Below are 20,477 nucleotides of genomic sequence, written 5' to 3'. Positions count from 1 at the left end.
CGGGGCGTAGCGCGGTGTGGCGGGGCGTGGCGTGGCGTGGCTTCAGTCTCCCTCTCCCGGCGCCTGGGTCGTCCTCAACTCCCGCTTGTCCGGGGGCAGTTCCTGTTGGACTCCGCGGCGCAGGCCGAACAGGGCGACGACGAAGGCGGCGGCCATGATCACGCCCATGCCGAGGAGAACCGAGCGGGTGGCCTCGGCCACGCCCAGTTGGACGAAGTGCGGAACGGACTCGGTGCTGCCGCCGCCCTGTCCGGAACTCAGCTGGGAGATCGACTTGGCCTCCCTGCTCGCCGCCTCGTGGTCCATGCCCTGTGCGGTCAGGGACCGGGTGATCCGCGACTGGAGCACGGAGGCGAAGATCGTGCCGAGGACGGCGAGGCCCAGGCTGGAGCCGTAGTTGCGCACGGTCTGGGTGGCGCCGGTCGCCTCGCCGTAGGAGCTCTGGGGCACCCGGTTGACCGCGTCGGTGTTGGCCTGTCCCAGCATCAGCCCCATGCCCGCACCCGCGAGCACGATGCACCACACGATGCGGCTCTCGCTGAGGTCGGTCACCCGGCCCGCCCAGAGGAAGAAGCCGACGCAGGCCAGTGCACAGCCCAGCACGACGGGACGTTTGGCGCCGATCCGGTCGAGCATCCGTCCGCCGATCTGGGCGGCCACCACGAAGCCGAGGAAGAAGTAGAGCAGGTCGAGGCTGGCCTCGGAGGCCTTCTTCCCGAGGGCGACCTCCGCGTAGACGCTGGTGAAGAAGAACACCGGCACGAAGGCGGCCATGGCCACGCCCAGGACGATGTTCTGCACGGTGAAGGCCCGGTCGCGGAAGAGGTCGACGTCGAGCAGCGGATGGGTGGTCCGCCGCTCGACGAGGACGAAGACCACGAGCAGCAGCAGGCCCACCACTATGCACAGCCAGGTCGCCGCGGAGTGCCAGCCCCACAGATACGACTGCTGGAAGCCGAAGATGCTCAGGCCCACGCCGGCCACGATGAGTGCGAGTCCGCGGTAGTCCATCGGGGCCGGCCGGTTCGGGGTGTGCGGGCGGGCCATGGCGATGAGCACCAGGGCTACGACGGCGACGGGGATGTTCACCCAGAAGATGGCCCGCCAGGTCCACTGGGTCAGCCAGCCGCCGAGGATCGGTCCGACCGCGGTGAGACCACCCGCGATGCCGAAGAAGAAGGCGAGCGCCTTGCCGCGTTCCTGGAGCGCGTAGGAGTTGACCACGATGGCCAGGGCCGCCGGGTACATGATCGCTCCGCCCGCCCCCTGGAGCGCCCGGAACGCGATCAGCCATCCCTCGGCCGCGCCGCCCTTGGGTGTCAGTCCGCACAGTGCGGACGCCACGGCGAAGACGACCACCCCGAGGACGACCATGCGCCGGTGCCCGACGGTGTCGGCGAGCCGTCCCCCGAAGGCGAAGAGGGCGGCCATGGCCAGCAGGTAGGAGTTGATCGCCCACTGCACGCCGGTGTTCGACAGCCCCAGTTCGGCCTGGATGTTCGGTGCGGCGATGGACACGATCGTCTGGTCGATGAACGTCATCGCCACCGCGAAGATCATCGCGGCCAGGGTCAGCCGCCGGGACGAGGACGCGGTTCCGGCTCCGGACATGCGGTGTCCTTTCGGGTGTCTGCACTCCCCTCGCTGACGCTCATCGTGACCTGCGGGCGCGGTTTCCGCATCCGTCGGCGCTGATCGTCACCGGACGTCGACGAAGTCTCCTGCCGCAGTGGACGGGCCGGTGGTGGGGCTGCCGGTGAAGACGAAGCGGAAGTAGCCGTCGGTCCTGGCCTTGGTCGTGGTCTTCAGCGTGCCACCGACGCCACTGGTGACGGTCTTCAGTGTGGTGTAGGCGGAGCTGCCCTTCTTACGGAACTGCAACTGGACCGGCCGTCCCTGGTAGCCGGTGTAGGCGCCGCTCGCCCAGTCGGCGCGGGTCAACTTCCCGGTGACGGTGATCGTCCTGCCCTTCTTCACCGGCTCGGGCGAGGCGTTGACGGTCACCTTGGCGTACCGCTTGAAGGTCGCCGTACCGGCGACGTCGATCTCCGTCCATTCGTCCGTGCTGTCCTGCGCCCCCGCGAGCACCTTCCAGGCTCCGGCGAGACTGTTGTGGTCGAAGTCCCGCGCGGCGTCCACGGCGAGGCTCACCTCGCACGTGGAGGTGGTCGGGTCCGCCGACGACACCGCGCATGTCCCCGTCGGCGGGAACAGCGGCAGCACGCCGTCGGCGTCGTCGGTGTTGGGGCCGTGCCACAGGTAGGCCCAGGACGCGACGACACCTTCCGGGGCGTGGGCCGTCCACGTGATCGTGACGGTCGTTCTGGTGGTCGGGCCGAGCACGATGTCCTTGCCTCCGTTGACCACGACGTTCGAGAACGTGGTGTCGTCGGCGGCGCTCCCGACCGCCGCCTGGGCGGTGGCCGGAAGCATCGACGCGGAAAGGGTGGCTGTCAGGAAGGCGACGGCGACGGCCGGGCGAATGCGCATGGAGTTCCCCCTAGGGACGCTGGGTCCGCCGCGCCTCCCCGCGCGGCGGACCTGATGGTGTGTCATCGGTCGCTAGACCCATGAAGAACGCTCCCGGTTGCCCTGTTCCTGAAACAGGTGCCGCGACCGTCCGGCAGGGAGACCATCTGGGTCCTCCGTCCGATCAGCCACACGTCAGCGTCGGTGTCCCCCAGTCGCCGTGGTCGTTGCCGTTGCCGTCCCCCGCGTCGCCGACCTTGAGGTCGAGCACCTGGGCGTCGCTGATGTCGACGTCGATCGGTACGGCGGCCTGTTTGCCGCGGATCGTCGGGGTGGTGACCAGGGTCCTGCCGTCGGCGATCACGGAGAACGTGACCGTGCCCGCGCCGTTCGTCTCGTCGTCGACGCCGACGTACGCCGTAAGCCGCGAGCACTGTCCGGCGAGATACAGCTCGACGTCGCTGACGGAGTTGGTGCCCAGGCCCTTGGCGTAGCCGACGCCCGCGATGGTGATGGGACGGCCGTCACCGGCCGCCTGCTCGCCGACGCTGCTGTCCCGTTCCACCGGGCCCCATCCGTTGGTGGACGACAGGAACGGCAGTCCGCTCACGTCGCTCTGTCCGGCGGGCGGGGTCGGCGGGATGCCACGGACGATGCGCTCGTCGTCGCCGACGGCCTGCCGTCCGTTCTGCCGGTAGTTCACCGTGGCGGTGAGCGCCGAGGCGGACGGCAGCGTTCCGGTCGGCGGTTCGACCTTCCACGTGAAGGTTGCCGATGTGCCCGGTCGAAGGCTCTTGACCGACGTGGGGCTCGGGGCGCCCACGCTCCAGCCGTCGGGCGCGGTGAGCGACGCCGTCAGTGCGGAGGCGGACTGTCGGTCCTTCGGCACCCGGACCGTCGTCGTGGCGGTGAACGCCTGTCCCGGCTGGGCGGTGTCCGGCACGTCGAGGGTGACATCCGCTCCCGGACGCTTCGGCATCGCGTAGGTCCGGGGGTCGTAGCGGGGGCTGTCGTTCTGTGCGACGCGCAGGGAGGAGGCGTAGCTGCCGTAGTCGGTCAGTGAGACCTGGCCGAGGCCGCCGGTGCTGCCGTCGAGGTTCCACACGGCGATGGCGATGCTGTTGCGGCCGTTCGGGTTCAGGATCCCGTTGGGGACCGGGAAGGAGTGCTGCGGGCCGAGGTAGTTGACGTAGTTGCCGACCTGCCAGCCGTTCACGAAGATCGTGGCGCGGTACTTGCGTGCCGGGTCGTCCGTGAACGTGAGTCCGAGCGAGGTGTCCTGCCCGCGCGGCAGGTCCAGGGTGACGTCGTCGCGGTACCAGGAGACCCCGGGTGTCGTGTCGGCCGTCGGGAGGGAGACGCGGTTCCACTTGGCGTCCGGGTAGCCCGGCAGGGACCAGCCGGCGCGCTCGCCGTAGAGGCCGCCCGTCGACAGCGGGCCGCGGACGGTGTCCTGGAGGTCCTCGCCGCCCCGTACGCCCTGGAGGCGCCAGGTGACGGACGTGAGCGGCGCGCCGACCAGGGAGGCGCTGGTCAGGCCGCGTGCGGCCTTGTTGCCGTTGGTGGAGTTGTAGTCCTCCTCGTGCCCCATGTTGACGGTGAGCACGGAGATGACGTTGTCGCCCGTGGACTTCACGTCACCCGCCGGGAAGGTGAAGTCGCCGCTGCCCGTGGTGGAGCTGCCGAGGAAGGTCCCGTTGAGCCAGACGGAGAACGCCTGCGCGTCTCCTCCCGAGTCCGAGACCAGGTGGATGCCGGTCTCCTTGCCGGTGGCGCGGAAGCGGCCCCGGTACCACGTGTTGCCGGTGTGGAAGCCGTAGTCGTCCGCGTAGAGCACCGGTGGTGAGTTGACGCCGGAGACGCTGTTGGTGGTCGCCTTGTCGGCCACCTGCCAGCTGGTGTCGTCGAAACCGGGGGCCGCTTCGGGGGATTCCTGGGCGTGCTTCCAGTTGGTGAGTGTCGGCAGGTGTACGGGTGCGGCCACCGGGATCTTTCCGGTGCGGCTGCCCGTGTCGGTGGCGTGGGTGGTCAACGTCCTGCCGTTCCAGGTGACTTGGGCGGCGGAGGTGAACACCTCGATGTTCTTGTCGTCGGCATTGTCGCCGGTGAGCGCCACGGTGTGGCCGCCGTGCAGGCTGGTCGCCGTCCGCAGCAGGTGGGTGCCGCGCACGAGCACCGGGCCGCTCGCCGTGTCCTGGCGCCAGAAGGTCTCCGCCGTGGCCTTGTCGCCGACGAGCAGGAGCAGCGGGCGGTTTCCGCCGCCGTTGACGCTGATGCGGATCAGGCCCTTGTGCGTGTAGTTCAGGCGGAGGTCACCGGTGGACGGGTCCCAACTGGTCGTGACCGTCCCGCCGTTGGCGGTCACGGTGGGCTCGGTGGCGTAGCGGAGGACCGTCTCGCCGTCGCTGTCCTGGTCGCCGTAGAGCACGGCGACGTCCCGGTCCCCGATGGTCGCGCTGGTCATGATCTCGGAGGTCGAGTACTGCAACTGGGCATCGCCGAGGCGGTAGTTGGCCACGATGACATGGGAGTCGCGCCCGTCGAGAGTGATCGCGGTGCCGGGCTGCTGCGGCACCACCGGGTAGGTGGGTTCCGACGTGGCGGCCGTGGGCACGTCGATGGCGTCGACGGCCACGTAGTTGTCGGTGGATCCCGAGCCGTGGTTCCCGGCGACGACGATCTTCAGTGTGTGCGCGCCGGGTGTCAGGCCGGTCTTCTGGAAGAGCACGGCCTGGCTCTCGCTGCCGGAGTCGTCGACCGTGGCCACCTTGGTGCCGTCGAGGTAGACGTCGGCGTTGCCGTGGTTGTTGGTCTTCGAGCCGATCCAGCGGATCGCGGTGCCGTCGAAGGGGACGGTGAGCGAGTCACCGGCCTTGTTCGAGAACGACTCCGTGTGTTTGTAATCGCCGCCCGTATAGCTGGTGTTGGCCACATGGGACCACGAACCGGCGTACTGGAGCGCGGAGTCGGGGTCGTCCCAGGTGTAGGTGGTGTCGTTGGTCGGCTGGGCGTTGAAGTCGAGTGAGATGTGGGTCTTGTCGACCGCCGTGGAGGTGGAGTTGCCGTGCCGCAGGACGTGGAACTGCGTCCTGGAGTCGGGGTTCATCCGGGCGGTGTCGACGACCGCCGAGTCGTCCGGCGGTGTGGCCCTGATCGACTCGGTCTTCGTCAGCGGGGCGACCGACTGCGTGAAGTACCCGATGAGCTTGTCCTCGTAGTACTTCGGGTCGAGCTGGCGGGTCTCGCGGATCGCGGCGCCGTAGTCGTACGACGTGTAGTTCTGGGGCATGCCGAGCCAGCCCCAGTTGGTGCCGCCGTAGGTCATGTAGAAGCTCTGGGCGGTGGCGCCGACGGCGATGTTCTGCTTGTAGAACACGTTGGCGAACTGGTCGTTGATCAGTTGCGCGCACTTGTCGTAGCCGGGGCCGCCCCAGGGGTCGAAGGCGCCGCCCTGGAACTCCGGTGAGTAGAGCGGCTTTCCGGCCGGGTGGTCGTAGCTGATGTCGGGGACGCCGTTCCACTTCGCGGGGTTGGAGCAGTTGAAGCCCTGCGGGTAGGAGTCCGGGCCGTCGACGTCCAGGGCGCCGGTACCGGAGTTGAAGGTGCCGTTGTTGTTGCCGGTCAGCGGGACGGTGATGCCGTCGGCGCGGGCCTTGTCCTCCAGGTGCTGCATGTAGGAGCGGCCGGCGGCCGAGCCGTTGTAGTACTCGTTCTCGACCTGATACGCGATCACCGACCCGGTGCCGTTGGTCAGTTGGTGGCGGGCGATGATCCGGTCGATCTGCGTCAGCCACTCGTCCGCGTACTTGAGGAACCGCGGGTCGTCGCTGCGGTTGTTCCCGGCCTTGGTGCTCAGCCAGCCGGGCAGTCCGCCGCCGTCGACCTCCGCGTTGATGTACGGCGCCGGGCGGGCGATGACGTAGAGCCCGGCTTCCTGGGCCATGTCGAGGAGTTTGTCGACGTCCCGCACCCCGGTGAAGTCGTACACGCCCGGCTTGGGCGAGTGGTAGCCCCAATCGAAGTACAGGGAGGTCGAGTTGAAGCCCGCGGCCTTCATCTTCTGGAAGATGTCGCGCCACAGGTCCTGGCTCGGGAGCCGGAAGTAGTGGAACTCGCCGGACCACAGGTAGGTGCGTGTGCCGTCGACGAGGAACGAGTAGCCGTCGAGGGTCACGGTGTGCGCCTGCGGAGCGACGGCGGAGGCCTCCGAACCGACGGCGGTCGGCTGCTCGCCGACGTCCCGCGCCGCCGCCGTGGCCGGCGCTGTCATGCCCGCCGCGAGGGCGATGGTCGCGGTCGCCGCGAGGACGGCCCTCCACCACCGGCGTCGACCGGGTCTCGCACCTTCCGAACCGTTCCGACTACCCCGCACGGCGGCCTCCAGACCGACTGGGCGAACAGCATCAAACAGACTCAGGCAAAGCCGAACAGTAAAGGTGCACAGGGCTCACCACAATGGGTCGGGAGAAGACAGTTGAGGGGCCGGTTCCCGGGCTCGCGTCCGGGAACCGGCCCGGCGTCGTCAGGACCGCCAGTGCCTCAACTGCCTTACTGAGCGCATCAACTGCCTTACTGGTGCCTCACTGGTATTCCACAGGTGCCTCACTGGCCGAAGCCATAGGCGAACAGGTGGTCCGCGCCCGTCGAGCCCGTCACCGGCAGCGTGATCGACGCGACCTGCTTGGACGCGTCCAGCGGGACCTTGGTGGAGAAGACGTAGGCCTTGACGTTGTCCCGGCCCCCGCTCCCGGTGTTCCGGTAGGCGGTCGTGACGGCTGTCGTGTCCCCCGCGAGGGGCTGGCTGCCACCGCCGTTGAGCGTCCAGTCCGAGAAGCCGATCGTCGCCTGCGAGGTGGTGCCGTCGGTGTAGGTGACGGTCACCGTGCCCGAGACTCCGCTGCCGTCGGTCGGCGCGTTGGTCGCCGTGCCCAGCAGCCCGAGCGAGGCGCCGGACGCGCCGGACGGCATCGGGATGGTCTGGCCGGCCATCTCCAGGTTGTCCAGCTGTCCGGCCGTCACGGTCGGCCAGGTGTAGGAGATGCCGTCGGCGGTGACGGTCGAGCCGCTGGTGACACCGGCCGCGGACAGGGCGTTCTGCGAGAAGGCCCAGCCGCCGTTGTCGAACCCGCCCGAGAAGGAGGTGCCGTCGGGGTAGATGCCCTCGTTGGTGTCGTACGGCCACAGCGCGCCGGCCTTGGCCACGGCCACGCGGAGGGTCGCCCCGCTCAGAGCCGCACCCGTGCTGTGGTCGGTGAGTGCGAAGGTGACCGGGTAGGTGCCCTCGCTCGCGCCCGCCGTGACACCGACCTTCGCCTCGGCGCTGCCCGTCGCGGGTACCGTCAGCGAGCCGGACGCGGTGTCGAGCGTGATGCCGGAGGGTGCCGTCGCCTTCCAGTCGACGGTGACGGCCGTGCTGCCGAGGTTGGTCAGGTCGAGGGTGCCGTCACCGGACGCGCCCGGCTGGAGCACCAGGCCGTCGCTGGAGGGACCGGTCGCCGCGAGCACCCGGCCGCCGCCCGTGGTGTCCGAGGGCGGAGCCGCCGAAGGGGCGGACGCCCAGGCCTTGTTGGGCTCGGTGCCGAGTGTGAAGTCGAGCGTGCCCGCGCTCTGGAACTGCTGATAGCTCAGCCAGGAGTTGTTCCACGCCTTGCCCTTGACGGCGAGCGCCTGTACGTACGGCGCGTCGGGCGCGGCCTGCGGTGCGTTGATGCCGACGGTCTTGCCATTGCCGAGGGTCACCTTGGCCACCGGGAACGCCGGGCTGCCGAGCGCCAGGGTGTCCGTGCCCGGGGTCTCCGGGTACATGCCCAGCTCGGACCAGACGTACCAGGAACTCATCGCGCCGAGGTCGTCGTTGCCGAACGAGCCGACCGGCGCGTTGAAGTACAGGTTCTGCTGGGCGTCACGGACGGCCGCCTGGGTCTTCCACGGCCGGCCCGTGTAGTCGTACTCCCAGGGGATCTCCACACTGGGCTCGTTGCTCAGGTCGGCGTCGGTGTTGCCGGGGTGCGTGATGTCGTCGAGCAGGCTGTCCAGGTAGGTGGAGTACGCCGTGTCGCCGCCGCGGGCCTGGATGAGCTGGCGCAGGTTGAAGGGGACCATCGGCGTGTACTGGGCGGACGTACCCTCCACGAAGCCGTTGGAGGTGCCCGGGGTGAAGCCGCCCGCGAACTGGCCGTCCTTGTTCTTGGCCTGCATGTAGCCGGTCTGCGGGTTGAAGACGTTCATCCAGTCCTGGGCGCGGGTGGCGAACTTCTCGTAGACGGCGGTCTTTCCGAGCGACTTCGCGAAGGCGGCGACCGCGTAGTCGGCGGAGTCGTATTCGAGTTGGGTGGACACGGGGCCGTAGAAGTTGCAGCAGTTGTAGTCGTTCTCGTCGAGCGGGAGGTAGCCCTTCGCGTCCCGTACCGGCTCGCCGGGGCGGTCGTTGTTCGGGACGGTGGCCTCGTGCTGGAGGGCCGAAAGGGCCTTGGCCGTATCGAAGTCGGTGGCGCCGAAGGCGTACGCGTCGGCGATGATGCCGGCGGCCGGGTCACCGACCATGACGTAACTCTCGCCGTTGTTCGAGGCCCACTTGGGCAACAGGCCTGTCTGGTCATAGCCGTTGAGCATCGAGGTGACGACGTCACCGGCGACCTTCGGTTCGACCAGCGCCATCAGCTGGGTCTGGGAGCGGTAGGTGTCCCAGCCCGAGTAGTTGGCGTACTGGGCCTTCTGCCCCTTGGCCAGCGTGTGGACCTGGTTGTCCATGCCCATGTACTGGCCGTTGTCGTCGGAGAAGACGTTCGGGTGCAGCAGCGCGTGGTAGAGCGCGGTGTAGAACTGCGTCTGCTGGTTGGCGGAGCCGCCGCCGATCTGGAGCTTGGTCAGCACGCCGTTCCAGGCGTCGTGGTTGGCCTGCTCGACGGCGGCGACGTCCCACTTCTTGACCTCGGTGGAGAGGTTGTTCGCCGCTCCGGCGTCACTCGTGTACGAGATGCCGACCTTGGCGTTCACCGTGGGGTTCGAGGCGGTGTCGAAGGTCAGATACATGCCGTTCGCGCCGGTGGTGGGCGGCTGGGCGGCAGTGGACGTCCGCGGTGCGGCGCTGGATGCCGGGGACGGCGTACCGGAGTGCTTGTTCGCGCTCGTGTGGATCGTCGGGGCGGGCTTCGCCGGGACGGTGAAGTGCTTCTCCTTCAGCGGCGCCGACTTCGCCTTCTGCGGGGCGAGTTGGGCCTTGCCGGCCTTCAGCGATTTCGCGTCGGGGGTGATGGTGCCGCCGACCCACGTACCGCTTTCGGTGAACGGCCGGTCGAACTTGATGTCGAAGTGCAGCGTGTATCTGTTGGCGGCGCCACAGAAGTGGCCGCTGTCGATCGCGCCGCTGATCTCCTGGCTGTTCACGACCTGGACGCGGGTTCCGTCGATCTGGGTGGCACCGCCGCTGAGCTTGAACAGCAGGTTCGCCTGCTGCCCCGCGGGGAAGGTGAAGCGGCCCAGACCTGCGCGGGTGGTGTCGGTCAACTCGGTCTTGACGCCGTTCGCGTCGGTGACCCTGTAGTAGCCGAGCCCCGCCTGCTCGTCGGCGTGGCTGAAGCCGGCGGACGTGGTGCCGAGGTCGCCCGACAGCGCGCCGGTCACCGGCAGGATGGGCAGGTCGCCCGCGACGGGGCAGCCCGGGCCCGAGACGTGGGTGAGGCTGTACCCGGAGATCTTGTTGTCGTTGTACTGGTAGCCGCCGCCGTCGGGGCGGTCGGGCGTCGTGTCGGGACCCCACTGGACCATCCCGGCCGGCATGTCGGGGCCGGGGAAGGTGTCCACCGCACCGGAGGTGCCGATGAGGGGGTTGACGAGGGACGCGGGGTCGCTCACCAAGGCCGGCGTCGCGCCGCTCGCGGCATAGGCGTTGCCCACTGCCGGGAGCGGGAGGACGGCCATTCCCAGGACGCAGAACAGGGCCAGATGTCGGCGGGATCTCTTGCGGTCATGTGGCGCGGCTGATTGTCGGGGTCTCACCATCGGTTGCCTCCGCAGCGATTCGTGCCTGGCACAACAGGTGCCGACGCACCGGGATCCCGGAACGTCGGCGACAGGCAACGGTTCCGGTCGCCCCCGACGGCCTGACAACGTTGCCACGCACGAGTGTCGAGTGAAACGTGTGAGCTGATGGCGTGTCAACGAGGCCAACGGGACTTTCTGAACGCGAAGTTCACCCAGAGGCGCGTGCGACGACGGCACCGCAGGGGGATGCCAGGGTTCCGGAGCGGACCGACCTGCCTCGCCGTTGTACGCAAACTCCGTCGCAAACCGGTCGAGCCGACGGCCTACCTCCCGAAGGAGTTGTACAACCGGCGGGCGCGGCAATGGTTCCGGCAAATATCTCCCAGCGCTGGGTCATCCCGACGCCATGAGAAGCCCATTCCCGTGTTCGGATACGACTCCCGGCTCGCTGCCTCCCCCACCGGAGGCATCCGGTGCGACCGAATAGAATGGGCGCCATGCATTCAAGTCGAGCGGACAACCGCACCGGGTCGCAATTGCCCGGCGGCGTCACGGTGGTCAGTCACCCAGGGTTCCGCCCGCGCTGGAATCCGAAATGGTCGGAACCTGGGTGGAGGTCACCAACCGAGGGGGCGCTGGAATCGGGTTCCTGCCGCCGGTCCGTCCTGAAGACGTCCGGCCGACGGCCGCTGAGCTGTTCAAGAAGGTGAGAAGCGCCGGAGCCCATCTCGTTGTGGTGCGGCGCGACGACGAACTTCTCGGCTGGCTGGCAATTGTGCTGAATCGCGACCACACCCAGAGTCATTGGGGCTGGCTGAAGCGTATGCATGTGCTTCCCGAAGCCCAGGGCACGGGGATTGGATCGGCGATGCTCGACGCCGCCGTGGACATCTGCCATTCCGTAGGACTGAGTCAGCTCTATCTCACGACCGACGGGCAGAGCGGGCCCGTGGATTTCTACGGGAACAAGGGATTTGTCGAGGTCGGCCGTATGCCGCGCAACACACTCGCCGCGGACGGCAGTCTGCACGACGAGGTGTATATGGTGCGCGAATTCGAGAATTCCCAGGCATGACGCACTTCTTGGGCGTAGGCGGCTTCCCGCCTCGGCGCGGTCAGGAGTCCTTCTCGTCGGTTCTCCCGAAGCGCGTCTCGACGGTTGCGGCAGCGACGGCCACGGCGACCGCCAGGAGGCCGACGACGAGTGGCAGTCGGACGGACACGCTCGTCAGGGAGCCGGCCAGTGCCGTACCGGCGGATCCGGACGTGATCTTCAGGGCGGCGACCCAGATGAAGACCTGGCCGCGCGCTCCGCTCGGCGCGTACTCCGTGCGGGCCGCGAGGGTGGAGGCGAAGAAGAAGGAGTTGAGGATCCCGGTGAGGGCGTAGGCCGCGACGGACACCGCGAAGGCGGGGCTCACGGTGACGGTGAGGAGGCCGGCGACGACACCCAGGGCGAGGCGGCGCATCAACCGGTCCGGGGCGCCGGTGAGCGGGAAGGTCATGACGGCTATGGACCCGGTGAGGTTGCCGAGGCCGTAGGCGGCGGTCAGCAGGGCCGCGGTGGCGGGCTCGATACCGAGGATCTTCGTCAGATGGACCGCGGTGATCGGCAGCGCGGCGACACTCAGCGCGACGACCATCGTCAGGTAGACGGTGCGCCGGAGACGGCCCGTGCCGGCTATCAGCGCGAGGGTCGCTCCCGGCTTGAGGATCGCCGCCCTGTCGCCACCGTGCGACGGCGCGGTGAAGGGCAGCAGCAGGACACCGCCCGCCGCGATGGCCGCTCCGAGGGCGAGCGCGAGAGCCGCGGCGGTGGGCGAGACCCAGCCCGACAGCGCGGCCACCAGGGACGGGCCGACCGTGCCGCCGATGCCGTAGGTGGCCACGTCCCAGCCCTGGGCCCGGCGCTGGGTGCGCAGTCGGGGTCCGACGATGGCGGGGAGTCTGCTGCTGATGCCGCCGGTCAGCAGCGGCCCGCAGGTACCGGCCGTGGCCAGCAGCAGCGCGGTCGGTACGACGGGCGAGTGACCGTACGTCAGCACTCCCGTGGTCAGCGCGGTGGCGTACAGGAGGCAGGCCGCCGCGATGACCTTGCGGCCGTCCCGGGCGAGGTCGAGCGTCCGCGCGACGAAGGGGCCGAGGAGGTGCGGGGCGGTGATGCAGGCGCCGAGTACTCCGGCGAGCGTCCCGGAGCCGCCGGACGAGGTGACGAGCAGCACGACGGCGACCACGGCTCCGCCGTCCGCGGTGCGGGCGAGGGCCGCGGCGACGACGTAGCGCGCCAGGCCGCCGAGGCCCTCGCCGGGCGGAGGCGGTGCTTCCCGCGACCTGGGTGTCGTACTTGCTTCGCGCCGCGGGTTCACGGCGTTCGTGCTCAGGAGGTGAGCCCGAGGGTGTCCAGCGCGGCGGCGACCTCCTGGCGGGCGGTCCCGTCCAGCCCCCGCAGCGGCAGCGGCAGGTTCGGTTCTGCCGTCAGGCCGAGGTGGGAGGCGGCGGCGGAGATGACGCGCAGGCTGCCGTGGCGGCGGAACAGGGCCCACAGCGGCTCCAGTTGCTCGGACAGGTCCACCGCCGGGCCCGCGTTGCCGGACTGGGCGGCGCGGGTGATGGCGAGGGCGGTGAGCGGGAGGGTGCCGCCGAGGACCGAGTACCAGGCGTCGCACCCGGCGTTCAGACCGCGCGCGGCCGTCCAGTCCCCGCTCACCCCGATGGTGACGGTGTCGGGGATCAGCGCGCGCAGGGCGGCGACCCGACGCTCCGCCTCGCGCGGGTCGTCGGGCACGCCGGGGATCTTGATCGAGCCGATGTTGGGCAACTGCGCGATGCGGCCGTGCAGTTCGTCGGTGAAGCGGACGTGCGTGGTGCCGGGGTTGTCGTAGACGCAGAGCGGCACGGAGAGGTCGCGTGTGACGTCCTCGTACAGGCCGAACACCTCGTCCTCGGTGAGCAGTTGATACGTCATCGGGGCGAGCAGCACTCCGGAGGCGCCCGCCTGCTGGGCGTCCTCGGCCAGTTGCCGTACGTGCGAGGCGCGCAGCGCGCCGATGCCGACGATGACGGGTACCCCGTCGGCGGCCTCCACCGCGATCTTCGCGGTGTGGGCGCGCTGTTCCCGGGTGAGGTAGGCGTAGCCGCCGGTGGAGCCGAGCGCGCCGATGGAGTCGACGCCTGCGGCGGCGAGCCGTGCGACGAGCGCCGCGTACGCCGTTTCGTCGATGCCCTGCTCGTCGGTGGGCGTCAGGGGGAAGGCGCTCAGGCCGCGGAACATGATGACTCCTTGGGTGAAGGGGGCGTCGGTGATGGTCAGTTGGCCGCCGCGCGCAGTTCCGCGAGGACCGCGGCGAGTGCGGCGGCGAAGGCCTCGGCCTGCGGTTCGGTGAGGGTGGCGGAGGTGATCCGGATCGCGCCCTGGTGGGCGGCCGGATCGGGCGCGAAGAGGTGTCCGGGCCGTACCGCCCAACCGCGCTGGGTGAGTGCCGCGACCACGGCCCTTGCGTCGACGTCGAGTTGGACCCATACGTTCAGTCCGTCAGGTCGGTGCAGGACCTCGATGCCTTGCGCGTGCAGTCGCTCGACGAGCAGGCCGCTGCGCCGTGCGTAGAGTTCGCGGGCGCGTTCGTGGAGTTCGTGGACTCGGGGATCGCGGAGGAGTTCGCGGGCGATGTGTTGCAGCAGGCGGCTGACCCATTGGGTGCCGGCGCTCAACCGCGCTTCGAGTCGCGCGGCGGTCTCGGCGTCGGCGGCGACGAGGGCGAGTCGCAGATCGGGGCCGAGGAACTTGGACACGGACCGCACCAGTGCCCAGCGTGAACTGTTCAGTGGTGTGATCCGGTGGTACGACCGCGCGGAGACCGCCGAGAAGTGGTCGTCCTCGATCACCAGGACCTGGGGGTGCTCCGCGAGGACGGCACGCAGGTCGGCCGCCCGTTCCTCGGTGAGGCTCGCGCCGGTCGGGTTGTGGGCCCGGGGCGTGCAGACGACCGCGCGGGCGCCTGCCTCCAGGGCGGCCCGCAGGGCGTCGGGGCGCATGCCGGCGCCGTCGACCCCGACGGGTGCCGTGCGGTAGCCGTTCAGGCGCAGGGTGCCGATGCTCGCCAGGAAGCAGGGGTCCTCGATCGCCACCAGGTCGCCGCGGGTGAGGTGGGCGTTCAGGAGCCGCTCGGTGGCGTCCACCGCTCCGTGCGTCACCAGCATGCGGAACGGCTGGTCGATGTCCTCGGAGAAGTCGGCGCAGGCCCAAGTCTCCAGGCCGGCGTCGATGGCGGGCACGCCGTACAGCGGTGGGGTGTAGTCGCCGCGCCGGGTGGCGGCCAGGATGTCGGGCAGCAGCCTCGGGTCGGGGTTGCCGCTGGCCAGGTCGACGCAGTCGCCGCCGACACCGACGCCTTCGCGCGCGAGCTGCGGTACTACGGCGACGACCGTGCCGCCGCGGCCCCGGGTCTCGGCCACTCCCGCCTCGACGAGCCGCCGGTAGGCGAGGGCGACCGTGTTCCGGTTGACGCCCAGCTCGGCCGCGAGCGTCCGTACCGGGGGCAGACTCGACTGCGGCGCCAGCTCGCCCGAGGCGACCTGGTCCCGCACGCTCCCCGCGATCTCGGCCGCGGTGACGCCCCTGATACCCACGTGATCGGCTCCGTCCGAGCTGAAGGAGTCGTCCGCACAGAAGGATTCGTCCTAGGCCAAAGTTTGTCCTATGCCAAACATACGCCACGGGTGACCACCGAAGCCAACGAAACCCTGGACGTCGCCGGGGCCGACTGCTTGCCTGGACTTGTGCGTCAACGCCAGGGGGAAGCGGGGCAGCATGGACAGCACGCTGATAGCCGCGCTCATCGGTGCGGCGGGCGGCGGCGTCGCCACCGCCGCAGGTGGACTGCTGCGCACCCACAGCAACGCCCGCACGGCGGCCAGGCTGATCTACGCCGAACTGACCAGGAACAGCACGGCAGTCGCGTACTACCGCAGGTACGGTCACTGGGCGGCGCCCGCGCCGAGCCGCACCGCGTGGGACGACCACGGGCCGCTGCTCGCGCGCAAACGCGACAGCGGGATCTTCGAAGCCGTACTGCGTGGCTACGAGGCCCTGGAAGCGATGCCGTTCATCACCGGGGACACGGTCTCCGAGGAGGCCCGCGAGGATCTGGCCCGGGACGCCGTGCAGCGGTTGGTTCGGGCGATCACGGAGATCGGCGACGTGGCCCGCATCTCCAAGGGCCAGATCCGGGCGTGGACGAGCCGACTTGAACTGGTCGAACACGGCGCCAGTCCCCTGGAACCCGCGCTGCTGCACTCCAGCGTGGTCCCGCTGCTCCTGCTGGAACGGCTGACCGACCAGGCCCCGCCGCAGTTCGTCTTCCGGCGTGCCGAGGTGTACGTCGAGGAGGGGCGCGTCGTACGGAATCCGGACCTGGCGTCGGCCGAGGACGTGAAGCACGTGGTCTTCGACGCACGGTGGGGCACGGATCTCAACCGCCTTTCCACGGTGGCCCGTTCGACCGGTCACGGCCCGGTGGGTGACCCGGCCGTCGACGAGGCGTACGAGGGGCTCGTGGCCACGTCGGACTTCCTGCGGGAGGTCTTCGGCCGCGAGTACGTCGCGAGGCCCGGCGAGGGACCGATCGCGGCGGTCGTCCACTACGACCGGAAGTACAACAACGCGTTCTGGAACGGTGAGGTCCTGGTCCTGGGTGACGGCGACGAGCAGATCTTCACCCGGTTCAGCAAGTGCGTCGACATCATCGGCGTCGAGGTCTGGAAGGGCATCCGCGAACTGAGCCTGATCCCCTACGACGGACAGGCCGGGGCCCTGCGCAACTCGATCTGCGACGTCTTCGGAGTGCTGCTCAAGCAGTACACGCTGGATCAGACCGTGGACGAGGCGGACTGGCTCCTGGGCGCCGGGTTGCTGGCTCCCGGCGTCAACGGCCGCGCGCTGCGTTCGCTGAAGGATCCCGGCAGCGCCTACGACGACGCCGTGCTGGGCACCGACCCGCAGCCCGGGACGATGGACGGCTACCAGCACACGGAGCACGACAACGGGGGCGTGCACCTCAACTCGGGTATCCCCAACCACGCGTTCTACCTTGTGGCCCAGCGACTTGGCGGCAAGGCGTGGGAGCGGGCCGGACAGATCTGGTGGGCGGCCCTCACCGGCGCCGGACTCCACGAGAACGTACAGTTCGCCGACTTCGCCCGCCTGACGGCCACCGCGGCGCTCCGCCGCTACGGCGAGGGCGACGAACACCGCGCGGTGCTGGACGCCTGGTCCGCCGTCGGAGTCCTTCCGTAGCCGCCAGACTTCACCGATCCGGACAGGAGGCGCACATGGTTCCGTCGGCGAAGGTCTTCTTCAGCGAAGTGCGGACGGTGTACGCCCCCGTCGCGGCGGCCCTGGGGCTCACCGGCCCCGAGGAAAGCGACCTGGTGGCGCCAAGTGCAGGCTACACAGGCCCTGTCGTCGGGTACTGGATCACTCTCGACTACAGGGAGGGAACCATCGACGGCAGCGTCGAACTGCACAGGGACGCCTACTACCTGTCGGTGGACGTCGAACAGCTGGCGATGGCCGTCGGAGTCGTGGAGAAGCGCGGTGGCATCTCCTTCAGCGCCAAGAACCAGAAGCAACTTCGGAAGTCCCTTCAGGGGCACGCCGACTATGCCCGGCTCGTCCATCCGTTCCTCGCCGACGCGGATCCCGATACCGCCGAGGAGTTGATGCGTCAGGCGGGAGCCCGCGAGTGGTCCAAGAGGTGATCCGCTCGACGCCCGCTCGGCTCACACACCACTCCCGTGGAGTTCCGTACCACCCCTCACACCCACAACATCCGAGGTCAGCGCGGTGCAGCGGTCCTCACCAGGGAGTTCGTCGGAAGTCCTGCGCGCGCTCCGACGCCCGCATAGCGTGCGATGACCGGGACCGCTCCCCCGCGTTCTCGCGGTCGGCACTTCTTGGGGCCCACGACCCACTAGGAGACCTTGGAATGTCCACCGACAGCTCCGAGTTACACCCGCTGCGACACCGGCCCGCACGTCACGCCTCCCCCACCCCGCACGCTCCGTCACCCGCCCCGCACGGCAGCAACTGGCGTGCGGTCCGGGCCCGTTCATGGACCGGACCGCACCGCGACCTACGACTCCTGCGCCGGGCCTGCCGCCGGCAGCGCCGCGTCGCCGCACTCGTCGCGCTCGGCTACTTCGTCGTCTTCCTCACCCTCACCGTCGCCTTCCCCTCCGTCATGACCGCACCCGCCCCCGGCGGCCTGCCGGTCGGCCTCTGCCTCGCCCTGGTCCAACTCCCCGTCACCTGGCTGGCCGTGCTCTTCTACGAGTACACCGCGCGACGCCACGTCGACCCCCTCGCCCACCGGGTGCGCCACCAGACGCCGCTCCCCCGCGACGAGCAGGTCGGGCCGTGACCGACTTCAAGGGCGCCGCGCAGTCCTGGTCACTCGTGGCGTTCTTCAGCGTCGTCACCCTCACCCTGCTGCTCTGCGTGGTCACCGGCCCCGACCGCGACGACCTCGAAGAGTTCTACACCGGTTACCGGTTCCTCTCCCCGCTGCGCAACGGCCTGGCCATCGCCGGGGACTACATCTCCGCGGCCACCGTCCTGACCGTCGGCGGCATCATCGCGCTCTGCGGCTACGACGGTGTCGTCCTGGCCCTGAGCACCCTGCTCTCCCTGCTGCTCCTGATGTTCCTGCTGGCCGAACCGCTGCACCACACCGGCAGGTTCACCATGGGCGACGTGCTCGCCCGCCGGATGCCCGGCCGCGCGGTACGCATCACCGCGTGCGCCGTCACCCTCGCCGCCCTGGTGCCCATGATGGTCGTCCAACTCGCGGGCGTGGGCCAGCTGTTGGCGTACGTCCTCGGCTTCTCCGACAGCACCATGCGCACCGGCTGTGTCGTCGGGGCCGGTGGGCTGATGATCACGTACGCGGCGCTCGGAGGCATGCGGGGCACGGCGCTGATCCAGATCCTGAAGACCGTGATCCTCCTCGGCTCGGGCCTGGTCGTCGCCGCGCTCATCCTGCACACCTTCGGCTGGAGCCCCCCGGCCCTGTTCCGGACCGCCGCGCGGAACAGCGGGGCGGGCCCCGACTACCTGCGCTACGGGCTCCAGTTCGCCGGCGGACGGCACCCCGCCCTCGACATGGTCAGCACGCAGTGCGCGATCGTGCTCGGCGGTGCGTCCCTCCCCCACGTGACCATGCGCATGTACACCGCCGGCAGCACCCGGCAGGTACGCCGCGCGATGTCCTGGGCCGTGTCGGCGGTCGCGCTGTTCATCGCCGTCATGACCGTCGTCGCGGTCGGCGCCACCGCGCTCATCGGCGCCAAGACCATCAGCGCCGCGGACCCGCGCGGCTCCACCGCCTATCTCCTCGGCGCGCGGGCCGCGTTCGGCACCGATCTCTCCCGTCCGGAGAGCCTGCTGTTCACCACCGTCACCACGGCCATCTTCCTGACCCTGCTGGCCTCCGTGGCGAGCATGACCCTGGCCTGCGCCAACTCCCTCGCCCACGACATCGCGGCCCGCCCCGACACCCCGCCGCTGCGCGAAATGGCACTGGCCCGCCTGGCCGCCCTGGCCGTGGGCATCCCCGTGATCGCGCTGGCCGTACTCGCCCAGCACCGCAGCCTCCAGCCCCTCGCCATCCTCTCCTTCTGTCTGGGCGCCTCGGCGATCGCTCCGGCGCTCCTCTACAGCCTCTTCTGGCGCCGCTACACCCGCGCCGGCCTGCTGGCCACCCTCATCGGCGGCACCCTCAGCGTCCTCGTCCTCCTCCCGGGCACCAGCCTCGTCTCCGGCACTCCCCAATCGGCCTTCCCCGACGCCGACTTCAACTGGTTCCCGTTCACCACGACCGCCCTCGTCTCCGTCCCGGCCGGGTTCCTCAGCGGCCTCGTCGCCACCGTCCTGTCCCGCCGAAGGTCCGGTTCCCGCGCCCGCAACCGCTACGAAGCCATCGAGCCCGTCCTGCTGGCCGGACCGGCGCAGCCCAAGAACGGATGACGCCCCTCCGACGAAACCGGGCCCGAGCCGAAGCCGGGGGCCGGGGCCCCCGGCTCATCACGCCCGGTCAGTCGGCGGCGAACTCGCGCAGGGCGTCCGGGGAGCCGTTGAACCGGTCGTGGTCACCGACCGTCTGCCCGGACGACGTGTACTGCCACATCGTGTACGCCGACCAGCCCGCGGGGAGCGCCCCCACCGACGAGGCGTACCGGGCCACCCACAGGGGGTTCGTGGCACCGAAACCCCGGTAGCTCCCGGTGCAGCTGTTCCACCAGCTGGTGGACGTGTAGATCACGGCATCACGACCGGTGCGGGCCTTGTAGCGGTTCAGGAAGTCGCCGATCCAGCTGACCATGCCGCTCGCGGACTTGCCGTAGCAGGAGTCCCCGTAGGGGTTCCACTCGATGTCGAGTGCCCCGGGCAGCGTCCGGCCGTCGCCCGACCAGCCCCCGCCGTGGTTCACGAAGTAGTCGGCCTGCGCGGCCCCGCTGCCCCCGTCCGGTGTGGCGAAGTGGTAGGCCCCGCGGACCATGCCGACGTCGTACGCGCCCTCGTACTGGTCGTCGTAGTACGGGTTGCGGTAGGAGGTGCCTTCCGTGGCCTTCGTATAGGCCCACCTGGTACCGGCGCTCCACAGAGTGGGCCACGCCACGGCACGCTGATAGCTGGAGACATCGACGCCCTCGGTCTGCCCGGCCCGCTCCTCCGGGGACACCGCACCGGTCCTGCCGACCGACCCGTCGTGGGCCATGACGCCGATGCCCATGTAGGCGCTGCCCCGCACGGGCAGGGGTTCGGCCGTGGTCGGCGCGGGGGCCATACCGGTCACGGTGAGAAGAAGGCCGGACACCACCACGGCCACGCACAGACGGGAGAACCCGTCCCAGGTTGATATTCGTCGTCGCATACCGCCTATACGAACCGCAACCGTGCCGCATCGCACGTCATGTACCGCCAACCACGTCGACGAGGACGTACGACGACGTGATCTCCTGTGTCGAGG

General features: G+C 69.8%; 13 protein-coding genes. 5 read left to right on the top strand and 8 right to left on the bottom strand.

What is annotated here, in order from left to right; translation table 11 throughout:
* Positions 1-42 precede the first annotated feature (42 nt).
* The 4 genes from ACWIHT_RS04430 to ACWIHT_RS04415 all read right to left on the bottom strand — a co-directional run bounded on the left by ACWIHT_RS04430 (position 43) and on the right by ACWIHT_RS04415 (position 10,389).
* Positions 43-1,611 (bottom strand): MFS transporter, encoded by a 1,569-nt coding sequence (locus ACWIHT_RS04430; RefSeq protein ID WP_456164271.1) that lies wholly within the window; start codon positions 1,609-1,611, stop codon positions 43-45.
* A gap of 87 nt (positions 1,612-1,698) precedes the next feature.
* Positions 1,699-2,490 carry a hypothetical protein gene (locus ACWIHT_RS04425; RefSeq protein WP_456164269.1) on the bottom strand — a complete coding sequence of 264 codons (792 nt, stop codon included), beginning with the start codon at positions 2,488-2,490 and terminating at the stop codon, positions 1,699-1,701.
* Between the two features lie 163 nt (positions 2,491-2,653).
* On the bottom strand, positions 2,654-6,739 hold the full coding sequence (locus tag ACWIHT_RS04420) for a beta-galactosidase (protein ID WP_456164268.1): 4,086 nt from the start codon (positions 6,737-6,739) through the stop codon (positions 2,654-2,656).
* Between the two features lie 332 nt (positions 6,740-7,071).
* Positions 7,072-10,389 (bottom strand): lectin, encoded by a 3,318-nt coding sequence (locus tag ACWIHT_RS04415; protein ID WP_456164266.1) that lies wholly within the window; start codon positions 10,387-10,389, stop codon positions 7,072-7,074.
* A gap of 658 nt (positions 10,390-11,047) precedes the next feature.
* Here ACWIHT_RS04415 and ACWIHT_RS04410 point away from each other — a divergent pair.
* Positions 11,048-11,527: a GNAT family N-acetyltransferase gene (locus ACWIHT_RS04410; RefSeq protein ID WP_456164264.1), complete on the top strand. Its 480-nt coding sequence runs from the start codon at positions 11,048-11,050 to the stop codon at positions 11,525-11,527.
* 40 nt (positions 11,528-11,567) lie between these two features.
* Here ACWIHT_RS04410 and ACWIHT_RS04405 read toward each other — a convergent pair whose 3' ends face one another.
* From ACWIHT_RS04405 to ACWIHT_RS04395, 3 genes are read right to left on the bottom strand one after another with little or no spacing between them, the layout of a single operon-like run.
* Positions 11,568-12,818, bottom strand: coding sequence for an MFS transporter (locus ACWIHT_RS04405; RefSeq protein WP_456164262.1), 1,251 nt, complete (start codon positions 12,816-12,818; stop codon positions 11,568-11,570).
* Positions 12,819-12,829: 11 nt separating this feature from the next.
* A complete protein-coding gene (locus ACWIHT_RS04400) occupies positions 12,830-13,723 on the bottom strand; it encodes a dihydrodipicolinate synthase family protein (RefSeq protein WP_456164260.1) in 894 nt (297 codons plus the stop codon).
* Positions 13,724-13,758: 35 nt separating this feature from the next.
* Positions 13,759-15,078: an aminotransferase class I/II-fold pyridoxal phosphate-dependent enzyme gene (locus tag ACWIHT_RS04395; protein WP_456164258.1), complete on the bottom strand. Its 1,320-nt coding sequence runs from the start codon at positions 15,076-15,078 to the stop codon at positions 13,759-13,761.
* A 181-nt stretch (positions 15,079-15,259) separates the two neighbouring features.
* Here ACWIHT_RS04395 and ACWIHT_RS04390 point away from each other — a divergent pair, with 181 nt between their 5' ends.
* The 4 genes from ACWIHT_RS04390 to ACWIHT_RS04375 all read left to right on the top strand — a co-directional run bounded on the left by ACWIHT_RS04390 (position 15,260) and on the right by ACWIHT_RS04375 (position 19,474).
* The gene (locus ACWIHT_RS04390) at positions 15,260-16,744 is read left to right on the top strand and encodes a M4 family metallopeptidase (protein WP_456164256.1); all 1,485 of its coding nucleotides are present in this window, start codon (positions 15,260-15,262) and stop codon (positions 16,742-16,744) included.
* A 35-nt stretch (positions 16,745-16,779) separates the two neighbouring features.
* Positions 16,780-17,208: a hypothetical protein gene (locus tag ACWIHT_RS04385; protein WP_456164254.1), complete on the top strand. Its 429-nt coding sequence runs from the start codon at positions 16,780-16,782 to the stop codon at positions 17,206-17,208.
* Between the two features lie 227 nt (positions 17,209-17,435).
* Complete coding sequence (locus ACWIHT_RS04380; protein ID WP_456164252.1) at positions 17,436-17,870, top strand: DUF485 domain-containing protein; 435 nt, start codon at positions 17,436-17,438, stop codon at positions 17,868-17,870.
* Positions 17,867-19,474, top strand: a complete 1,608-nt coding sequence (locus ACWIHT_RS04375) for a sodium/solute symporter (RefSeq protein WP_456164250.1) — start codon at positions 17,867-17,869, stop codon at positions 19,472-19,474. The genes ACWIHT_RS04380 and ACWIHT_RS04375 overlap by 4 nt, the downstream gene beginning before the upstream one ends.
* 67 nt (positions 19,475-19,541) lie before the next feature.
* Here ACWIHT_RS04375 and ACWIHT_RS04370 read toward each other — a convergent pair whose 3' ends face one another.
* On the bottom strand, positions 19,542-20,294 hold the full coding sequence (locus ACWIHT_RS04370) for a lysozyme (protein ID WP_456164248.1): 753 nt from the start codon (positions 20,292-20,294) through the stop codon (positions 19,542-19,544).
* Positions 20,295-20,477 lie beyond the last annotated feature (183 nt).

The organism is Streptomyces sp. NPDC002276 (assembly GCF_053891435.1).
Note: the sequence above shows the minus strand (reverse complement) of the source record. Positions and strands in the feature narration are given on the sequence as shown.

What these genes read in the sequence shown, in the direction of transcription:
- ACWIHT_RS04370 (WP_456164248.1), bottom strand. Translation starts at nt 20,294, where the DNA reads ATGGCCCCCGCGCCGACCACGGCCGAACCCCTGCCCGTGCGGGGCAGC.
- ACWIHT_RS04400 (WP_456164260.1), bottom strand. Translation starts at nt 13,723, where the DNA reads ATGTTCCGCGGCCTGAGCGCCTTCCCCCTGACGCCCACCGACGAGCAG.
- ACWIHT_RS04380 (WP_456164252.1), top strand. Translation starts at nt 17,436, where the DNA reads ATGTCCACCGACAGCTCCGAGTTACACCCGCTGCGACACCGGCCCGCA.
- ACWIHT_RS04425 (WP_456164269.1), bottom strand. Translation starts at nt 2,490, where the DNA reads ATGCGCATTCGCCCGGCCGTCGCCGTCGCCTTCCTGACAGCCACCCTT.
- ACWIHT_RS04410 (WP_456164264.1), top strand. Translation starts at nt 11,048, where the DNA reads ATGGTCGGAACCTGGGTGGAGGTCACCAACCGAGGGGGCGCTGGAATC.
- ACWIHT_RS04390 (WP_456164256.1), top strand. Translation starts at nt 15,260, where the DNA reads ATGGACAGCACGCTGATAGCCGCGCTCATCGGTGCGGCGGGCGGCGGC.
- ACWIHT_RS04415 (WP_456164266.1), bottom strand. Translation starts at nt 10,389, where the DNA reads ATGGCCGTCCTCCCGCTCCCGGCAGTGGGCAACGCCTATGCCGCGAGC.
- ACWIHT_RS04420 (WP_456164268.1), bottom strand. Translation starts at nt 6,739, where the DNA reads ATGACAGCGCCGGCCACGGCGGCGGCGCGGGACGTCGGCGAGCAGCCG.
- ACWIHT_RS04430 (WP_456164271.1), bottom strand. Translation starts at nt 1,611, where the DNA reads ATGTCCGGAGCCGGAACCGCGTCCTCGTCCCGGCGGCTGACCCTGGCC.
- ACWIHT_RS04385 (WP_456164254.1), top strand. Translation starts at nt 16,780, where the DNA reads ATGGTTCCGTCGGCGAAGGTCTTCTTCAGCGAAGTGCGGACGGTGTAC.